Here is a 16,540-nt window from a genome sequence, read left to right as displayed (position 1 = left end):
AAAATGCAGTCATGTCGGTTGTGCTCACTATCCGCGACGTACCCGAAGAAGTGCGGGACCTCCTGGCCCAGCAGGCCCGCGAGCGCGGCCAGTCGCTGCAGGCGTACCTGCTGGCTGTCCTCAACCGGCAGGCCGACTTCTGCCGCAACCGGCAACTCCTCGCCGAGCTCAGCGACGAACTCGACGACCGCAGCGGCGGTGCCGGACCCACCGCGCCCGATGCCGCCGACCTGCTGGCCCGTGCCCGCGCCGAACGGGATCTCCCCGACGCCGGGCGGTCCGGGCAGCCCGGGCGGGACGTCGCATGATCGTCGTCGACGCATCGGTCATCGCGAGTGTGCTCGTCTACAGCGACGACCGTGGACGCAAGGCCCGCGCCGCCCTGGGCCGCGACCCCGAGTGGGCGGCACCGGAGCACTGGAAGATCGAGGTCTTCTCCGTCATGCGAGGGCTCGCCCTCGGCGGGAAGATCACCCACGAGACGGCGTCGCGGGCGGTCGACCGGATCAGCCGCCTCGGCGTGGACACCGTGCCGATCGACGATCTGCTCAGCCGGATGTGGCAGGTCAAGGCGAACATCAGCGCGTACGACGCTCCCTACGTCGCCCTCGCGGAGCGCCGCGCACTGACGCTGGTGACCGCCGACGGCAAACTCGCCCGAGCGGCGAGCGCGTACTGCCGGGTCGAACTCGTCGCGTAGCGGAGCGGGGGTTCGGCGGTCGGGGTCTTCCGCCTAGGCAAGCGCTTTCCTATGCTGATCCGATGATTCGGATCGACGACGCGCTGACCCCGGCCAGCCTGCAACCCAGGATCGACCGCCTCTGGGAAGCCTCCGCCCACAAGATCGACTCGATCGAGAAGACCTGCCCACCAGGGTCGGCGTCGCCGGTCTTCACCGTCGAAGGCCAGTACGCTGCCCGTGGCTGGACCGAATGGACCCAGGGCTTCCAGTACGGCTCGGCGCTGCTGCAGTTCGACGCCACCGGCGAGCAGCGGTTCCTGGACCTCGCCCGGAAACGGACCGTCGCCCTGATGGCCAGCCACGTCAGCCACATCGGCGTACACGACCACGGCTTCAACAACGTCAGCACGTACGGCAACCTGTGGCGGCTGATGGCCGAGGGCCGGATCCCGCACGACCGCGCCGAACGTGACTTCTACGAGCTGGCGCTGAAACTGACCGGCGCGGTGCAGGCGGCCCGCTGGCGGGACACCGCCGACGGCACCGGCTACATCTACTCGTTCAACGGCCCGCAGTCGCTGTTCGTCGACACCATCCGCTCCTGCCGGGCACTGGCCGTCTCCCACCTGCTCGGACACGTCCTCATGGGGGAACAGGACGAGCGGATCTCGCTGCTCGGCCGGCTGATCGAGCATGCCACGAACACCGCCCGGTACAACGTCTTCTACAGCGAGGGGCGGGACAGCTACGACATCTGGGGCCGCACCGCCCACGAGTCGATCTTCAACGTGAACGACGGCCGGTTCCGCTGCCCGAGCACCCAGCAGGGCTACTCGCCGTTCAGCACCTGGACGCGCGGCCTGGCCTGGGCGATGCTCGGCTTCCCGGAGCAGCTCGAATACCTCGCCGTGCTGCCGGACAACGAGTTGGAGCCATACGGCGGGCGGGCCGAGGTGACCGCGACGATGCTGCGGGCGGCCACCGCCACCTGTGACTTCTACCTGGAGCACACCCCGACCGACGGTATCCCGTACTGGGACACCGGGGCGCCCGGGCTTGCCGAACTCGGCGCCTACCTGGACCGGCCGGCGGATCCGTACAACGATCATGAGCCGGTCGACTCGTCGGCGGCCTGCATCGGGGCGCAGGGTCTACTGCGACTCGGCCGCTACCTGACCGGTGCCGGGCAGCCCGACGCCGGCCGCCGCTACTGGCAGGCCGGGCTGACCGTGGCCAACCGGCTGTTCGACGAGCCGTACCTGAGCACCGACCCGACGCACCAGGGCCTGATCCTGCACTCGATCTACCACCGACCCAACGGCTGGGACCACGTGCCCGCCGGCAGCCAGGTGCCGCACGGCGAGTCGAGCATGTGGGGCGACTACCACGCCCGTGAGCTGGCGCTCTACCTGCAGCGGGTGGCGCGTGACGAGCCGTACTACACGTTCTTCGGCCCGGCCGACACCGACAGCGCGGGCACCGTCGGGGGCGGACGATGACCGCCGCGGACCAGGTCGGCAGCGGGGACCGGGTCGCCATCGTCACCGGCGGCTCGCGGGGCATCGGGCGCGGGATCGTGCTGGCGCTGGCTGCCGCCGGGTACGACGTCGTGGTCAACTACGCCCGTAACGCCGACGCCGCGCGCCAGGTCGGCGAGCAGGTCGAGGCGCTGGGCCGCCGGGCGCTGCTGGTCGGCGCGGACGTGTCGGTCGGCGCGGACCGGCAGCGGTTGGTCGATCAGACCGTGGCGACCTTCGGCCGGATCGATCTGCTGGTCAACAACGCGGGCGTGGCCCCGGACGTACGGGCGGACCTGCTCGACGCCAGCGAGGAGTCCTTCGACCGGCTGATCGACATCAATCTGAAGGGTCCCTACTTCCTGACCCAGCAGGTCAGCCGGGCGATGATCGACATGGTGGCGGCCGGCACGATCACCGCGCCGAAGATCGTCATTGTCTCGTCGATCAGCGCCTACACCGCCAGCGTCAACCGGGGCGACTACTGCGTGGCGAAGGCCGGCCTGGCGATGACGGCCCAGCTGTACGCGGCCCGGCTGGCTGAGCACGGGATCAACGTGTACGAGATCCGGCCCGGCATCGTCGCCACCGACATGACCGGCCCGGTCCAGGCGAAGTACGACGATCTGATCTTCAACCAGGGTCTGACGCCGATCCGCCGCTGGGGCCGACCGGACGACGTGGGCCGGGCCGTGGTCGCCGTCGCCACCGACCTGCTGCCGTTCAGCACCGGCCAGGTGCTCGACGTGGACGGTGGGTTCCACCTGCGGACGCTGTAAGCCGGCGGACGCTGTAAGCCAGCGGACTTGTAAGCCGGCGGACGCTGTAAGCCAGCCGGCACCCCTACGGGTCACCGATGGGGGGTCGACCAGGGCTGCGTCCGGAGGTGCCGACGTCGACCGGCCGGCAGGATTCGGGGCATGGACATCGCTCTGGTCGGCTGGTTGGCGTTGACCGGCGGCTGGCTCGCCGCCGCCGTGATCGCCGAGTCGCTGCCGTCGGCGGGCAGCCCTGCGGCGCTGCGGCGCCGCGTCGGCTGGCTGACCGCGTTCGTGCTGGCCGGCCTGGGCGGGGTCGCCGGGTTGATCGGGGGCGGGGCGGCCAGTGCGCAGGTGCTGCTGGTCGCCGTACCGGCGGCGGCGGTCGCGGTGGTGACGCTGCCGCGCCTGCGGCGGCTGTACGGCGGATCGGCGGCGTTCGTCACCGCGCCCGCCGCGCCGAGTCCCCCGGGGCTGCTGGCCCGCGCGGCGCACCCGCTGGTGGCGTTGCCGGTGCAGGTGACGGCGGTGGCGCTGGTGCCGGTGGCGGCGCGGTACTTCAGCGGCGCACCAGGGCTGGGGGTGGTCGCCGACGGGCTGGTGCTGACCGTGGCGGTGCTCCTGCTGGTCGCCATCGGGGTGCGGCATGCGCTGCGGCACAGCGCGCTGGCCGAGAACGCGTTGGCTGGACACGGTTGAGCCCCGGGACGTACCCGGGGCTCAACCCTCGCTCAACCGTTGGCTCAGTCCAGGTCGAACTCGCCGTCGCGGGCTCCGCCGAGGAACGCGTCCCACTCGTCGGCGGTGAAGATCAACGCTGGTCCGGTCGGGTTCTTCGAGTCGCGGACCGCGATCGCCTGGTCGACGAAGGCGACCTCCACGCAGTTGTCGCAGTTCGGTCCGCTGCGTGAGCTCTTCTGCCAGACCGCCCGGGTGAGGTCTACCCGGAGCCCCTTAACCTCGATGTCCACAATGGCTCCTTAGCACGTTTCGCGATCATGGCGACGGACTCCTCGGGGGTGAGGGCCGCCGCGCGTATGTGATCAAAGATGAAGATGTATTTGCGTAGTTCCTCGGTCTTTTCCAGGAAGAGTCCACCGGTGGCGTTCTCCGCGTAGACCACGTCCGCGTCGCTCGGCTCCGGAAAGTCGAGGATCGTGAACGTGCCGTCCATGCCGGCGTGTGCGCCCACCTCGAAGGGCAGGATCTGCAACGTGACGTTCGGCAGGTCTGCCGCTTCGACGAGGCGGTGCAGTTGTGCCCGCATCACCGCGTCCCCACCGACCGGCCGACTCAGCACAGCCTCATCGAGCACCGCCCATACGTCGATCTGATCTTCCTGAGTCAACAACGACTGACGCTTCAGTCGGACATGGACCCGGTGGTCGACTTCTTCGGCGGTGATGTCGGGGCGCGCCGCGCAGATCATCGCGCGGGCGTAGTCCGCGGTCTGCAGCAGCCCCGGGACGACCTGCTGTTCGTACGCCCGCACCGACCTGGCCGCCGCCTCGAAGCCCACGTAGGCCCCGGTCAGCACCGTCGAGTACGGATGCCACCAGCCCTTCTGCCGGGCCTCCCGGGCGATCTGCACCAGCTCCTCGGCCTCAGCGCCGGTCACGCCGTAGATCTCCAGCATGTCGCGGACGTCGCGGGGCGTCGCGGTGGTGTGCCCGGTCTCGATCCGGGAAACTTTCGACGCGGAGCACTCCAGACGCTCCGCGACGGCATCGATCGTGACGCCCGCAGCGTCCCGCCGCCGGCGCAGCTCGGCGCCGAGACGGCGGCGCCGGACAGTCGGGCTTCGGCGCTCGGTCACCGGTCACCTCCGGTCAGGGGTGTAGGGGCAGTCGGCGGACCCCGCTCGCGCAGCAGAGGGGCGACGATGGAACCGTCGCGAGCGGTGGTACGGGGCGGGGGAGGTCGCCGACGCGGGAAGAATCCCGTTCAGTCTGCCGTGGGTACATGTAGGACTTCAAGCAGCAATCTCGCGAGTGATTCTCGCACCACGCCAGACCCAACTTGCAACTTGCATTGATCGCGACAGTGGTGCACCCTTTCCGTAGGCCTAAGGTCACTCAGCGTTGAAGCATGATCGTTCCTTCCCGGTTGCGCCGTACCGGGTCGGCACGACCTGCCGCCACGTCCGCATCCGGTCGTCGACGACCGACCCCGCCGGGTCCGCCGTCGGTGACGATGTCGACGTACGTGCCGCTGGGTGGCGACATCGACAACGGCAATCGACCACAGGAGTCGCGATGCTGCTGCCCCGCTCAGGAGAGGTGCTCCACGTGACCCGTGCGGCCAGCGTGCAGTTCACCGAACCACTGCTGTTCCGGGTGATCAGGGTGCACGACTGGCCGACGTACCAGGGCTGGGTCTGGCTCGACGGCTACGAGCTCAACGCCGCCGGCGACGCGGTGGACCGGCGGTCGATCTTCGTGCAGATCGACGGGCTGCGGCGGCTGCGGGTGGTGGCCGACCTGCCGGGCCGGGCGGCGCAACGCCGCCCGGCGGCCCAGGTGATGTCCGCGCGGGCCAGCTGAGTCCGGGCCGGATGAGCGCGGGCCAGCTGACATCGGCGGTACGCGCGGGCCAGCTGACCTCAGCCGGCCCGCGCGGCACTGCGCTCAGTCGTTCTCGTCGTCGGACTCCCCGGTGGGGGTCGCCGACGGACTCGGCTCCGGTGACGGCTCACTGTCGGACGCGGCGAGCACGAGCTCGATCTCGGTGCCCGGCGGCACCTCGCTGCCGGCCGGCGGATTCGTCTCGATGACCGTGCCGGACGGCTGGTCCGAGTCGCGGAAGGTCAGCCGGTATCCGAGGTCGCGTTCGTCGAGCAGACTCCGGGCCTGCACCTCGGTCAACCCCACCAGGTTCGGTACGGCGACCGTGGCCGGCGCGCTGCTCTGCTCCGGCTCCGGCTCGGTCGGCTCCGCTTCGGTCGGCTCGGGCTGCCCCGTCGGCTCCGACGGAGCGGACGCGGTCGGTGCCGTCGTCGGGCCGGGATCGACCGGGTCCCGCGTGTCGTCCAGGTTACTCACCCACCAGATCAGGGTGCCGACCAGGGCGATCACGACCAGTGCCAGCACGCCCAGCAGGATCGGCAACCACCACGGCCGGCCAGCCTGACCGGGGCGCTCCGGCTCGCCCCAGCCGCCACCGGTGCCGCCACCGGCCGCACCGGGCCAACCCTCGGCGCCGTCACCGCCCGCCGGCCGCACCGGCACCCCGGCCCGACCCGACCAGGCCGGTTCCCGGTCGCCGCCGGTCGGTGTCATCGCCGCGGTCCCCGCGCCAGCCGGCGGCACCGCACCAGTGCCCGGCCCCGCTGGCGGCACCGCACCGGTCCCCGGACCCGCGCCCGGCTGGTCCACCTTGGTCGGCCCGCCCGCGTCACCGTCGAGATCGCCGGCCCGGGTGGCCCACGGGTCGACCGGGCGGGGCAGCTGACTCGTGTAGTCCCCGACGTCGCGACCTGCCGAGCCGTCCTCGGCAGGATCTCTCGGTCTGTCGGCCATGCTCGTCCTCTCCGTACCACCCGGCGTGACATTCGGTAAGGCTCAAGATAGCCAGCCACCGCCCGCACAGCGTGCCGACGCCCACGAGTCGCCTCGGCCCGCGCTGACCGCTACAGTGCCCGGCATGGCCGTACGAGGCTGGGGAAGATCGGTCGCCACGGCGACCGGCGTCGCTGCGGGCGCGGGTGCCGCGCAGCTCGGTCTGGGCTACGGCCTCGGCATAGTCGCCTGGTTACCGTCCGTCGACATCGGCGGGGAATCGGCCTGGGTCGCCAGCCTCGCCTGGGCCACCTGGATCGTGGCGACGTCGGTGGTGATCGGTGCCGTTGTCGCCGACCGGCTGGCCCCGTCGGCGACAACTGACGGAGCCGCACCGGACGCACGCTGGCAGCCGGAGAGCCTGCTCACCGCGAGCCTGTGGCGACTGGCGCTGGCCGCCGCCGCAGCGGTCGGCGGCATGTTGATCGTCGCGCTGATCGCCGTACCGGCGCGCAGCGCGACCCGGGCCGACACCTTCTCGCCGCAGACGATCGCCGCCGGTTACGCGATGGTCGGCGCCGTCGTCGGACTGCTGATGGCGATCTGGGCGGTCGCCTCCCGGGCGGCGGCGGTGAACGCGATCGCGACCGTCGGCTGGTTGTGGCTGCTGGCCGTGGTGGCCGTGGTCGATTCGGTGCTGGCCGGTGCCGGACTGACCAGCGCCCAGCTCGGGGTCTGGCAGATCACCGCCGATGACGAGCGGTACTGGTTCCGTAACATCTACTGGCCGGGCGCGGCGCTGTCGCTGGGCTCGGCGTTCATCATCGGCGCGGTGTCGGCCTGGCCGGCCGCCCGCGACGCCCGTCGCCGGATCGGTGCGGCGATCTCCGGATGCGTCGGCCCGGTGCTGATCGCCGCCGCGTACTTCCTGGCCGCGCCCCGGCTGGTCGGGCCACGCGCGGAGCAGCTGTCGGCACACCTGCTGGCGCCGTACGCGGTGATCGCCGGGCTGGCGGGCTCGGTGCTGGTCACCGCGATCGCTCAGCGGCTGGAGGTCTCCCGGCAGCGGGCCGCACGCACCGACGCCGACCGCACCGAGGCCGACCCGCCGGGTACGGCCGCCGGCGACGGCTCGGGCGACGCCGACGACCGCCGGGACGCGCCGGTGCCGGCTCAGCCGGCGGGTGGCCCGACCAGCGGCGCGGCCGGTGCGACCGGTCAGGCGCCGGCCCGCGGTACGGCGTCGGTCGCTGCCCCCGGCCGTGGGCACCCGTCCGCACCCGGTGGCGGCAGCCCGTCGTAGGGGCGGCCCGTCGTAGGGGCAGCCTGCGGGGCTGCCGGCGGATCAGTCGACCGGCCAGGTGTGCACCGGCTCGTTGCTGCGCTGCAGTTCGGCGTAGCGCTGCAGCATGTGGTGCAGCGCCTCGGGGCGGGCCAGCCCGTGCTCACGCTCGGCGCGCCAGACCGACTCGGTCTGCCAGACCGCGCCGTTACGACCGGTACGGCACCGTTGCTCGATGATGCCGAGCAGCCGGTCGCGCTGCGCCGGGGCGACACCGAACCGGTCCAGCCCGGCGTACGCCTTCGGCAGCAGGACCTCCAGCACCAGCTCGGTGACCGCGATCTCACCGAGCTGCGGCCAGTGCAGCTGGGCGGCGAGGCCACGACGGGCCGCCTGGTGGAAGTTCTCCTCGGCGGCCGCGAAGGTGAGCTGGGTCCAGACCGGGCGGTCGGCCTCCGCCAGCTCGCGGGCCAGGCCGAAGTAGAAGGCGGCGTTGGCCAGCATGTCGACGACGGTCGGCCCGGCGGGCAGCACCCGGTTCTCGACCCGCAGGTGGGGGCGGCCGTGCATGATGTCGTACACCGGTCGGTTCCACCGGTAGACGGTGCCGTTGTGCAGCCGTAGTTCGCTCAGCTCCGGCACGCCGCCGTTCTGCAGGACCTCGACCGGGTCCTCGTCGGCGCAGATCGGCAGCAGCGGCGGGAAGTACCGGACGTTCTCCTCGAACAGGTCGAAGATCGAGGTGATCCACCGTTCGCCGAACCACACCCGGGGCCGTACCCCCTGGGCCTTCAGCTCGTCGGGCCGGGTGTCGGTGGCCTGCTCGAACAGCACGATCCGGGTCTCCGACCAGAGCTGTTTGCTGTAGAAGAACGGCGCGTTGGCGCCGAGGGCGACCTGCACCCCGGCGATGGCCTGGGACGCGTTCCAGTACGCGGCGAACGTGTCGGGCGAGACCTGCAGGTGGAACTGGACGCTGGTGCAGCCGGCCTCGGGGGCGATCGAGTCGGTGTACGCCTGCAGCCGCTCGACGCCCCGGATGTCCAGCCGAATGTCCTCGCCGCGGGCGGCGACGATCTGCTCGTTGAGCACCCGGTACCGGCCGTTGGTGGAGAGGTTGTTGAGCACCAGGTGTTGCGGGGTCAGGGTGGGCAGGATGCCGATCAGGATGATCGCGGCATCGGCCTTGGCCGCCCGGTCGCCGGCGCGGGCCAGGCTGGCCTGCAGGTCGGCCTCGTAGTCGGCGAAGCCGTCGCCCTCGATCAGCCGGGGTCGGGCATTCAGCTCCAGGTTGAACTGACCCAGCTCCGTCTGAAATGTCGGATCAGCGAGGTTGGCAAGAATTTCCGCGTTCCGCATGGCGGGCTCCGCGTACGGGTCGATCAGGTTCAGTTCCACCTCGAGGCCGGTGGTGGGTCGGTCGGCGTCGAACTTGAAGTCGTCGAGCATCAACGCGAACACGTCGAGACACCGGCGGACCTTCTGCCGGTACCGGACGCGGTCCTCCCGGGTGAACGGCGCGCGTGATGCGACATCCCTGCCCATAATGCCCTCCCCGGCGCGTCGACACCCCACCCCGCCTGCCCGATGGCCCGAGCGACGCGGCGAAGCCGTCAACGACTGTTGGTGGTGCAACCCCTGCTCGACCGCGACTGTCGTCGGCCCCCGAGCCGGGACAGGCGGTGATCGCCCCAAAGTGAGCGGGTCGAAGCGCTCGGTTTCACCTTTTCACATCCGGCGAGCGTCTTCTACTGGGGTTATCACACACAGCGGCACCCCGGTCACCGTCGACGGTGACCGGGGTGCCGCTGTAAGGTGCCGGGCTCACCCCTGGCGGATGGCCTCACCCTCGATCTCGATCTTGATCTTCTTGGCCACCAGGACGCCGCCCGTCTCCAGCGCGACGTTCCAGGTCAGGCCGAACTCCTCGCGGTCGATCTCGGTGGTCGCGGTGAATCCGAAGATGTCCTGACCGAACGGGCTGCGACCGGCACCCTCGAACTCGACAGCCAGCTCGACCGGGCGGGTGACGTCCTTGATCGTCAGCTCACCGGCGAGGACGAACTCGTTGCCGTCGACCGAGGCGATCCCGGTGCTGCGGAACTCCAGCGTGGTGAACTTCTCCGCGTCCAGGAAGTCACCGCTGCGCAGGTGGGCGTCGCGGTCGGCCTGTCCGGTGGTGATACTGGCGGCCTGCAGCACTGCGGTGACCGAGGACTGCAGCGGGTCCTCGGCGACCGTGATGGTGGCCGTGGCCTCGGCGAACTCACCCCGGACCTTGCTGACCATCATGTGCCGGGCGACGAAGCCGACCCGCTTGTGCGCCTGGTCGAGCTCGTAGGTGCCGGCGGTGGGGATGGTGATGCCGTTCCACTCGCGGGTGTTCTGGTCGGTGCTCATGGCTGCCTCTCGGGGACAAGCGGTTGAGGGATGACGTGTGCAGCAGCAATATTAGACTAAGCAATATTCCTCGTGTCAAGCACTGCTAGGATGTCCTGGTGACCGAGCACCTCGCCGACGATCCGCGGATCACCGCGATCGGGCTCCTCTTCGAAGTCCATGCTGGCCTGGCTGCCCGCTTCGCGGCGCAGTTCGAGGAGCAGGGGCTCTCCTCCGTCGAGTTCGAGGTGCTGATGCGGTTGCGTCGCTCCCCGAGCCACCAGCTGCGGATGACCGACCTCGCCGCGCAGGCCGCCCTGTCCACCAGCGGCGCCACCCGGGTCGTCGACCGGATGGTCCGCGACGGGCTGGTCTGCCGCCGGGCCTGCCCGACCGACCGACGCAGTTCGTACGCCGTGCTGACCCGCGCCGGCCAGCAACGCCTGGACGAGACGCTGCCCCGACACCTGGAACTGATCGAGCAGTGGTTCACCGGCCAGCTGCAACCGGCCGAACTCGCGGCGTTCCTCGGCACCCTACGGCGACTTCGCGACGCCGTGCATCCGGGCGCCACCGCTGGCAGTGACGAGATGCTCGCGGAGACGGCCTGACCGGCCTGCCGGACCGGCAGAAGGACCGGCAGAAACCAACAGCGGACACCTTCATAAGCCCACAAAAGGCGCATTAAGCTCGGAACTTCTGGATACCGTACTGACGGCCGGGAACGTAACGGGGGGTGCGGCGCGAAGATCCAGGGCACCGCTGTGGATCGGGGGCGGCTCCGCGCCAACCCGGGGGGCGTGTCGACGTCCGGCGGGTGATCACCCGATCCCCGCCGGACGTCCGCGTCACCCGCCGGCACCGGCAGTCGTCCACAGGCGGCACCCGCACCGCCGCGCCGGCACCGGCAGTCGTCCACAGGCGGCACCCGCACCGCCGCGCTGGCAGCCTCACGGCTGGTCCGGCCAGCCGATCTCCTGCCGTTCCCGGGGCAACAACGTGATCCCGCTCTCCTTCGCGGCAGCCGTCAACCGGTCCAGGGCCGCCTGCCGGGCGGCCGCCGTCTCCGTACCCGCCGCCAGCGCGACCATGGCCTCGATCGCATCCCGGGGTTGGCTGCCGGCGCATCGCGACCGGGCCGCCACGGCGTACCACTCCACCGCCAGCTCCCGGTCACCCCGGGCGGCGGCGATCGTCGCCTCGATCAACGCGCACCGGGGGTCGTCGCCGGCACCAGCCGGGTCCACCGGCCGCACCGGGCCCCGGTCCAGCTCGTCCACCGGCATCGAGTAACTCCGCAGCTGCGTCAACGCCGCGGCCGCCTCGGCCAGTCGGCCGTCCTGGGCCAACGCGAGCGCCAACGTGCCGAGGACCCGTCGCCGGTGGCTCGGGTCGCCGACGGCGGTCAGCGCGGCCAGCACCCGACGGGCCAGGTCGACCGCCCGCGCGTACCGCCCCTCCAGCCGCGCGACCTCGGCGAGGTTCGCCCGGGCCAGCAGCCGCAGCCGGTCCTCACCGGTGCGCGCCGCCAGTCGGTCGACGGCCGCCAGCCGACGCCGGGCGGCCCGCAGGTCCCCGGCCCGGACCTCGTGCCAGGCGAGGTCGTGCTGGGCCAGGGTCATGTCCCGCACCCGACCGGTCCGCCCGGCGACGGCCAGGACCGCCTGGGCGTGGTCGCGGGCCTCGGTGAACTGGCCCGCAGCCAGGCACGCTGCGCTGAGCACCGTACGGGTGGCGAGCTCGCCGGCGGTGTCGCCGAGCTCGGTGAACGTCGCCAGCGCTGCCCGGGCGGCCGGAAGTTCCTGCGCTCCGGCACCGTGTTCGACCGCCAGTTGCGCCACCCCGACCTGCGCCCAGGCCCGAACGGTCGGATCCACGTCGACCATCCGTGGGTCGTCGAGCAGTCTGCGCAGCCACCGTCGACCGGCGACGTCGCGACCCCGGAATCGCCACCATCTCGGCAGCGCCGCCGCCAGGCGCAGCGCGGTGTGCGGGTCGTCGTTGGCCGAATGCGCCAATGCCGCCCACAGGTCGCTGGCCACCTCGTCGAGCCGGTTGACCGTGGTCACCAGCTTCGGCCCGGCGAGGTCCGCCGTGGCGCGCTCCGCGAGCCCGGCGAACAGGACCGCGTGCCGACGCCGGATGGCGGACAGTTCGCCGTGCGCCGCGGCCCGTTCGGTGGCCAGGTCCCGGATCACGTCGATCAAGCGGAACCGGTAGGGGCCGGCCCCTCGGGCGCCGAGCAGCCCCAACGACATGAGCCGGTCGAGGAACGGCACCGGGTCGACCGCAGTGTCAGCGTCGGTGGTGCCGGCGGTGTCGTCGGCTGCCAACATGCCCTCGGCGAGCTCCACCGACCACCGGTTACGCAGCACCGACAACCGGCGTACCCCGCGCCGCTCCGCCGGGGTCAACAGCGCGTAACTGGCCGCGACCGCGTCGCGCAGGGTCACCGCCACCGCTTCCCGTGACGGCGGTCCGGTCAGGTCGAGTGGGCGGTCGCCGTACCGGTTGAAGATCTCGTTGAGGTCGAGCGCCCGGCCACGGGCCGCCGCCAACTCCAGTGCCAGCGGCAGCCCGCCGAGTCGACGGACCAGCCCGACCAGGGCGCCGACCTCGGTGGGGTGGACCTGTTCCCGCCGCACCTTGCGCAGCCGGGCCAGGAAGAGTTTCACCGCCGGGTAGTCGGCGACCGCGGCGAGGTCCGCCTCGGTGTCGGCCGGTGGCACTTCCAGCGGGGCGACCGGCCACACCCGCTCACCCGGCAGGCCGACCGGGTGCCGGCCGGTGGCGACCACCCGCAGCGTGGGCGCCACCCGCAGCAGCCAGTACAGCGCGTCGGCGGTGGCGACCGGGGACCGCTCGACGGCGTCCACCAGCAGCAGGGCGGGGGCGTCGGCGAGCCGGGCCGCCAGGTCGTGGATGCGGCCGACGTCGAACACGGTCGCGGTCGCGGTGAGTACGTCGCTGACAGAGGAGCCTTCGGTGACGACGATCCCACCGGCCCCGCCCGGCAGGTGCCGCGTCGCGTTGGCCGCCACCGCCAGCGCCAGGCTGGTCTTGCCGACCCCGGCGAGTCCGACCAGGCTGGTCAGTCCCGCGCCGGAGCCGTCAGCCGAGGTGAGGATGTTCGCGAGCTCCGCCACGTCGCAGTCGCGGCCGATCAGCTCTGCTGCCGGCGGCAGGCCGCGACTGCCGCCGACGGTGGTGCCCGCCACCGGGTCGTCGCCGTCGGTCCCGGCTGCGACGGCGGCGAGCGTCGGAGCGTACTGGCGGGGGACCGCAGGGCGCAGCACCGCCGCGTGGCCACGGGCGGCGGCGGCGAACTCGGCCAGGTCGGCACCGGTCAGGCCGAGCGCGGCGGCCAACAGGTCCACGGTGGTCCGCTGCGGCCGGGAGGATCGGGCCCGCTCCAGATCACGGACCGTGCGGACGCCGACGCCGGCCCGGGCGGCAAGCTCCGCCTGGGTCAGCCCGGCGGCCAGCCGGCACCCACGGAGCAGTTCGTCGAACCCGACCGTGCTCTGGTCAGGAGCATGATCCGGACTCATGGCAGGAGAGAGTACGCAGCCAGGTGTCGTCCAGTCAGCTATCCGTCAGGCTGACGACCCGAATGGAACGGATTTCCGACACAACCGGGGAGTTCACTCCACGTCGGCAAGTCCAAGATCACGAGCGATGACCATCCGCTGAATCTCGGAGGTGCCTTCGCCGATCTCCAGGATTTTCGCATCCCGCCAAAAGCGGCCAACCGGAAACTCGTTCATGAAACCGTAGCCACCGTGGACCTGGGCGGCCTCCCGGGCGTTCTGCACGGCGCACTCACTGGCGTGCAGCTTCGCCACCGCCGCCTGCCGTTTGAACTGCTCACCGGCGAGCATCCGGGCCGCCGCGTCGTAGTACGCCAACCGGGCGGTGTGCGCCCGTACCTCCATGTCCGCGATCTTGAACTGAATCGCCTGGAAGCCGCTGATCGGCCGGCCGAAAGCGCGCCGTTGCCCGGCGTACCGGACCGACTCGTCGACACAGCCCTGGGCCAGCCCGACCGCCAGCGCCGCGATCGCTATCCGGCCCTCGTCGAGGATCCGCAGAAACTGTGCGAACCCTCTACCCCGCTGACCCAGCAGATTCTCCGCCGGCACCCGACAATCGTCGAACGTCAACTCGTGAGTGTCCGACGCACACCAGCCGACCTTCGCGTACCCGGGGGCGACGGTGAAGCCGGGCGTACCGGACGGAACGATGATCGTCGACAGCTCCTTCGACCCGTCCGGCCGCGTCCCAGTCACCGCGGTGACCGTCACCAGGGAGGTGATGTCGGTGCCCGAGTTGGTGATGAACGCCTTCGCACCGTTGATCACCCAGTGGTCGCCGTCGAGCACCGCCCGGGTCGTGGTGCCGCCGGCGTCCGAGCCGAAGCCCGGCTCGGTCAGCCCGAACCCGGCCAGCGCCTCACCGCTGATCAACTGCGGCAGCCACCGCCGACGCTGCTCCTCGGTGCCGAACCGGTAGATCGGCATCGCCCCCAACGAGACCGCCGCCTCCAGGGTGATAGCCGTGCTGGAGTCGACCCGGGCCAGCTCCTCCAGCGCCAGGCAGAGCGTGAAGTAGTCACCGCCCATCCCGCCGTACTCCTCCGGGAACGGCAGCCCGAACAGCCCCATCTTGCCCATCTGGCGGACGATCTCGTACGGGAAGGCGTGCCGCTCGTAGTAGTCGCCGATCACCGGCGCGACCACCTCTTGGGCGAACTCGCGGACACTGTCGCGCAGCGCCACCTGCTCGTCGGTGAGCCGGAAGTCCATGTCCAGGTCCTTTCTGGAGGTGCCGGGAGGTGCCGCTACACCGGGGTGACGCCGTGTCGGCGGCGGGAGAAGTGCCGGTCCCGGCCGGCCGCCGCCGCGTACCGCCGGACCAGTTCGGCGCGCAACTGTTCGGGTCGGACGATGTCGTCGACGACGAGTTCGCTGGCGAGCCGGGTCAGGTCGATGTCCTGTTCGTACTCGGCGCGGCGCTGCGCCACGAACGCCGCCCGCTGCTCCGGGTCCTCGATCGCCGCGATCTTGTTGGCGTAGACCGCGTTGACCGCGGCCTCCGCGCCCATCACCGCGATCTTCGCGGTGGGCAGGGCCAGCGTGGCGTCCGGCGCGAACCCGGGGCCGGCCATCGCGTACAGCCCGGCGCCGTAGGCCTTGCGGACCACGACGCAGATCTTCGGTACGGTGGCCTCGGAGATCGCGCTGATCATCTTCGCGCCGTGCCGGATGATGCCCTGCTTCTCCACCGCGCTGCCGACCATGAAGCCGGGCACGTCGGCCAGGAACAGCAACGGTACGTTGAACGCGTCGCAGAGCTGCACGAACCGGGCCGCCTTGTCCGCGGAGTCGACGAAGAGCACCCCGCCCTTGAACATCGAGTTGTTGGCGACCACGCCGACGACCTGGCCGGCCAGCCGGCCGAAGCCGACGGTCAGCTCACGCGCCCACAACGCCTGGATCTCCAGGAAGCTGCCCTCGTCGAGCAGCCCTTTGACGAACCGGCGCATGTCGAACGCCTGCCGTTCGCTCGCCGGCACCAGCGCGGCCAGGTCGACACCGGCCGGCGGCTCGACGGCCGCCGTCGCCGGTGGCGGCTGCCGCCAGTTGGCCGGCAGGTAGGACAGGTAGCGACGGACCACGTCGAGCGCGTCGTCCTCGGTCTTGCAGAGAAAGTGCCCGACGCCGGACTCGGCGCAGTGCACCCGGGCACCGCCCATCGCCTCCAGCGTGGTCTTCTCGCCGGTGACCATCTCGACCATCCGGTCCGACCCGAGGTACATGCTGGCGTTGCCCTCGACCATCGCCACCACGTCGCAGAACGCCGGAATGTAGGCGCCGCCGGCGGCGGACGGCCCGAACAGGGCGCACACCTGGGGGATCGCGCCGGAGGCCCGGACCTGGTTCCAGAAGATCCGGCCGGCGCCGCGCCGGCCAGGGAACAGGTCGACCTGGTCGGTGATCCGCGCCCCGGCGGAATCGACCAGGTAGACCATCGGCAGGCCGGCGTCGTACGCCCGCTCGATGATCCGGATGATCTTCTCCACGGTACGGGCGCCCCACGAGCCGGCCTTGACCGTGGAGTCGTTGGCCATCAGGCAGACCTGTCGACCGTCTATCGTTGCCGTCCCGGTGATCACGCCGTCGGCGGGCAGCCCGTCGGCGAGGGCGTTGGCGTACCGCCCGTCCTCCACGAAGGAGCCCGCGTCGACCAGTCGGTCGACCCGTTCGCGGGCGAACAGCTTGCCCCGGTCGGCGTTCGCCGCGTGGTACTTCTCCGCGCCACCGGCCCGGATCCGTTTGTCGAGCCGGTCCAGCGCCTCACCGTCCAGTGTCACGCCGCCCCCTCGCACCCGCCTGCACTAAACGATCGTTAGGGTACCGCACGAC

Annotated in this window: 16 protein-coding genes; 8 read left to right on the top strand and 8 right to left on the bottom strand. The window is 71.4% G+C overall.

Annotated elements, in window-relative coordinates; translation table 11 throughout:
- Positions 1 to 11: 11 nt before the first annotated feature.
- The 5 genes from O7623_RS20455 to O7623_RS20435 all read left to right on the top strand — a co-directional run bounded on the left by O7623_RS20455 (position 12) and on the right by O7623_RS20435 (position 3,656).
- Entirely contained in the window at positions 12 to 308 is a 297-nt protein-coding gene (locus O7623_RS20455; protein WP_282224625.1) for a hypothetical protein, read from the top strand.
- Complete coding sequence (locus tag O7623_RS20450; RefSeq protein ID WP_282224624.1) at positions 305 to 700, top strand: type II toxin-antitoxin system VapC family toxin; 396 nt, start codon at positions 305 to 307, stop codon at positions 698 to 700. The genes O7623_RS20455 and O7623_RS20450 overlap by 4 nt, the downstream gene beginning before the upstream one ends.
- 62 nt (positions 701 to 762) lie before the next feature.
- The gene (locus O7623_RS20445; protein ID WP_282224623.1) at positions 763 to 2,181 is read left to right on the top strand and encodes a hypothetical protein; all 1,419 of its coding nucleotides are present in this window, start codon (positions 763 to 765) and stop codon (positions 2,179 to 2,181) included.
- A complete protein-coding gene (locus tag O7623_RS20440) occupies positions 2,178 to 2,978 on the top strand; it encodes a 3-ketoacyl-ACP reductase (protein WP_282224622.1) in 801 nt (266 codons plus the stop codon). The genes O7623_RS20445 and O7623_RS20440 overlap by 4 nt, the downstream gene beginning before the upstream one ends.
- Before the next feature lie 141 nt (positions 2,979 to 3,119).
- The gene (locus tag O7623_RS20435) at positions 3,120 to 3,656 is read left to right on the top strand and encodes a hypothetical protein (RefSeq protein WP_282224621.1); all 537 of its coding nucleotides are present in this window, start codon (positions 3,120 to 3,122) and stop codon (positions 3,654 to 3,656) included.
- Positions 3,657 to 3,700: 44 nt separating this feature from the next.
- Here the strand turns inward: O7623_RS20435 and O7623_RS20430 are convergent, their stop codons facing one another.
- Together O7623_RS20430 and O7623_RS20425 are read right to left on the bottom strand one after the other, a co-directional pair.
- Positions 3,701 to 3,928: a DUF397 domain-containing protein gene (locus O7623_RS20430; protein WP_282224620.1), complete on the bottom strand. Its 228-nt coding sequence runs from the start codon at positions 3,926 to 3,928 to the stop codon at positions 3,701 to 3,703.
- Positions 3,898 to 4,773 (bottom strand): helix-turn-helix transcriptional regulator, encoded by an 876-nt coding sequence (locus O7623_RS20425; protein WP_282224619.1) that lies wholly within the window; start codon positions 4,771 to 4,773, stop codon positions 3,898 to 3,900. Before O7623_RS20425 ends, O7623_RS20430 begins: the two co-directional genes overlap by 31 nt.
- A 442-nt stretch (positions 4,774 to 5,215) precedes the next feature.
- Here O7623_RS20425 and O7623_RS20420 point away from each other — a divergent pair, with 442 nt between their 5' ends.
- A complete protein-coding gene (locus tag O7623_RS20420; RefSeq protein ID WP_348775167.1) occupies positions 5,216 to 5,500 on the top strand; it encodes a hypothetical protein in 285 nt (94 codons plus the stop codon).
- An 84-nt stretch (positions 5,501 to 5,584) separates the two neighbouring features.
- On the opposite strand, the gene O7623_RS20415 is transcribed toward O7623_RS20420, so the two are convergent.
- Positions 5,585 to 6,475 (bottom strand): Stk1 family PASTA domain-containing Ser/Thr kinase, encoded by an 891-nt coding sequence (locus O7623_RS20415; protein WP_282224618.1) that lies wholly within the window; start codon positions 6,473 to 6,475, stop codon positions 5,585 to 5,587.
- 124 nt (positions 6,476 to 6,599) lie between these two features.
- On the opposite strand from O7623_RS20415, the gene O7623_RS20410 reads away from it, so the two are divergent.
- Positions 6,600 to 7,757, top strand: coding sequence for a hypothetical protein (locus O7623_RS20410; protein ID WP_282224617.1), 1,158 nt, complete (start codon positions 6,600 to 6,602; stop codon positions 7,755 to 7,757).
- Positions 7,758 to 7,799: 42 nt separating this feature from the next.
- Here O7623_RS20410 and O7623_RS20405 read toward each other — a convergent pair whose 3' ends face one another.
- Together O7623_RS20405 and O7623_RS20400 are read right to left on the bottom strand one after the other, a co-directional pair.
- Positions 7,800 to 9,281: a glutamate--cysteine ligase gene (locus O7623_RS20405; protein WP_282224616.1), complete on the bottom strand. Its 1,482-nt coding sequence runs from the start codon at positions 9,279 to 9,281 to the stop codon at positions 7,800 to 7,802.
- A gap of 279 nt (positions 9,282 to 9,560) precedes the next feature.
- Positions 9,561 to 10,136, bottom strand: a complete 576-nt coding sequence (locus O7623_RS20400) for a YceI family protein (RefSeq protein WP_282224615.1) — start codon at positions 10,134 to 10,136, stop codon at positions 9,561 to 9,563.
- Positions 10,137 to 10,234: 98 nt separating this feature from the next.
- On the opposite strand from O7623_RS20400, the gene O7623_RS20395 reads away from it, so the two are divergent.
- Positions 10,235 to 10,726, top strand: coding sequence for a MarR family transcriptional regulator (locus O7623_RS20395; RefSeq protein ID WP_282224614.1), 492 nt, complete (start codon positions 10,235 to 10,237; stop codon positions 10,724 to 10,726).
- Positions 10,727 to 11,065: 339 nt separating this feature from the next.
- Here O7623_RS20395 and O7623_RS20390 read toward each other — a convergent pair whose 3' ends face one another.
- The 3 genes from O7623_RS20390 to O7623_RS20380 form a co-directional block, all read right to left on the bottom strand.
- Positions 11,066 to 13,666: a helix-turn-helix domain-containing protein gene (locus O7623_RS20390; protein ID WP_282224613.1), complete on the bottom strand. Its 2,601-nt coding sequence runs from the start codon at positions 13,664 to 13,666 to the stop codon at positions 11,066 to 11,068.
- A 93-nt stretch (positions 13,667 to 13,759) separates the two neighbouring features.
- On the bottom strand, positions 13,760 to 14,920 hold the full coding sequence (locus O7623_RS20385) for an acyl-CoA dehydrogenase family protein (RefSeq protein ID WP_282224612.1): 1,161 nt from the start codon (positions 14,918 to 14,920) through the stop codon (positions 13,760 to 13,762).
- A gap of 35 nt (positions 14,921 to 14,955) precedes the next feature.
- Positions 14,956 to 16,488 carry an acyl-CoA carboxylase subunit beta gene (locus O7623_RS20380; RefSeq protein ID WP_282224611.1) on the bottom strand — a complete coding sequence of 511 codons (1,533 nt, stop codon included), beginning with the start codon at positions 16,486 to 16,488 and terminating at the stop codon, positions 14,956 to 14,958.
- Positions 16,489 to 16,540: the final 52 nt, after the last annotated feature.

It is taken from the genome of Solwaraspora sp. WMMD791, from assembly GCF_029581195.1.
GTDB lineage: Bacteria > Actinomycetota > Actinomycetes > Mycobacteriales > Micromonosporaceae > Micromonospora_E.
The sequence above is the reverse complement of the archived record's forward strand: the minus strand, read 5'-3'. Positions and strand labels throughout refer to the sequence as shown.

Excerpts from the sequence above, each read along its gene's own strand:
- O7623_RS20450 (WP_282224624.1), top strand. The coding sequence starts at position 305 with ATGATCGTCGTCGACGCATCGGTCATCGCGAGTGTGCTCGTCTACAGC.
- O7623_RS20440 (WP_282224622.1), top strand. The coding sequence starts at position 2,178 with ATGACCGCCGCGGACCAGGTCGGCAGCGGGGACCGGGTCGCCATCGTC.
- O7623_RS20405 (WP_282224616.1), bottom strand. The coding sequence starts at position 9,281 with ATGGGCAGGGATGTCGCATCACGCGCGCCGTTCACCCGGGAGGACCGC.
- O7623_RS20445 (WP_282224623.1), top strand. The coding sequence starts at position 763 with ATGATTCGGATCGACGACGCGCTGACCCCGGCCAGCCTGCAACCCAGG.
- O7623_RS20385 (WP_282224612.1), bottom strand. The coding sequence starts at position 14,920 with ATGGACTTCCGGCTCACCGACGAGCAGGTGGCGCTGCGCGACAGTGTC.
- O7623_RS20435 (WP_282224621.1), top strand. The coding sequence starts at position 3,120 with ATGGACATCGCTCTGGTCGGCTGGTTGGCGTTGACCGGCGGCTGGCTC.
- O7623_RS20415 (WP_282224618.1), bottom strand. The coding sequence starts at position 6,475 with ATGGCCGACAGACCGAGAGATCCTGCCGAGGACGGCTCGGCAGGTCGC.
- O7623_RS20400 (WP_282224615.1), bottom strand. The coding sequence starts at position 10,136 with ATGAGCACCGACCAGAACACCCGCGAGTGGAACGGCATCACCATCCCC.
- O7623_RS20455 (WP_282224625.1), top strand. The coding sequence starts at position 12 with ATGTCGGTTGTGCTCACTATCCGCGACGTACCCGAAGAAGTGCGGGAC.
- O7623_RS20390 (WP_282224613.1), bottom strand. The coding sequence starts at position 13,666 with ATGAGTCCGGATCATGCTCCTGACCAGAGCACGGTCGGGTTCGACGAA.
- O7623_RS20410 (WP_282224617.1), top strand. The coding sequence starts at position 6,600 with ATGGCCGTACGAGGCTGGGGAAGATCGGTCGCCACGGCGACCGGCGTC.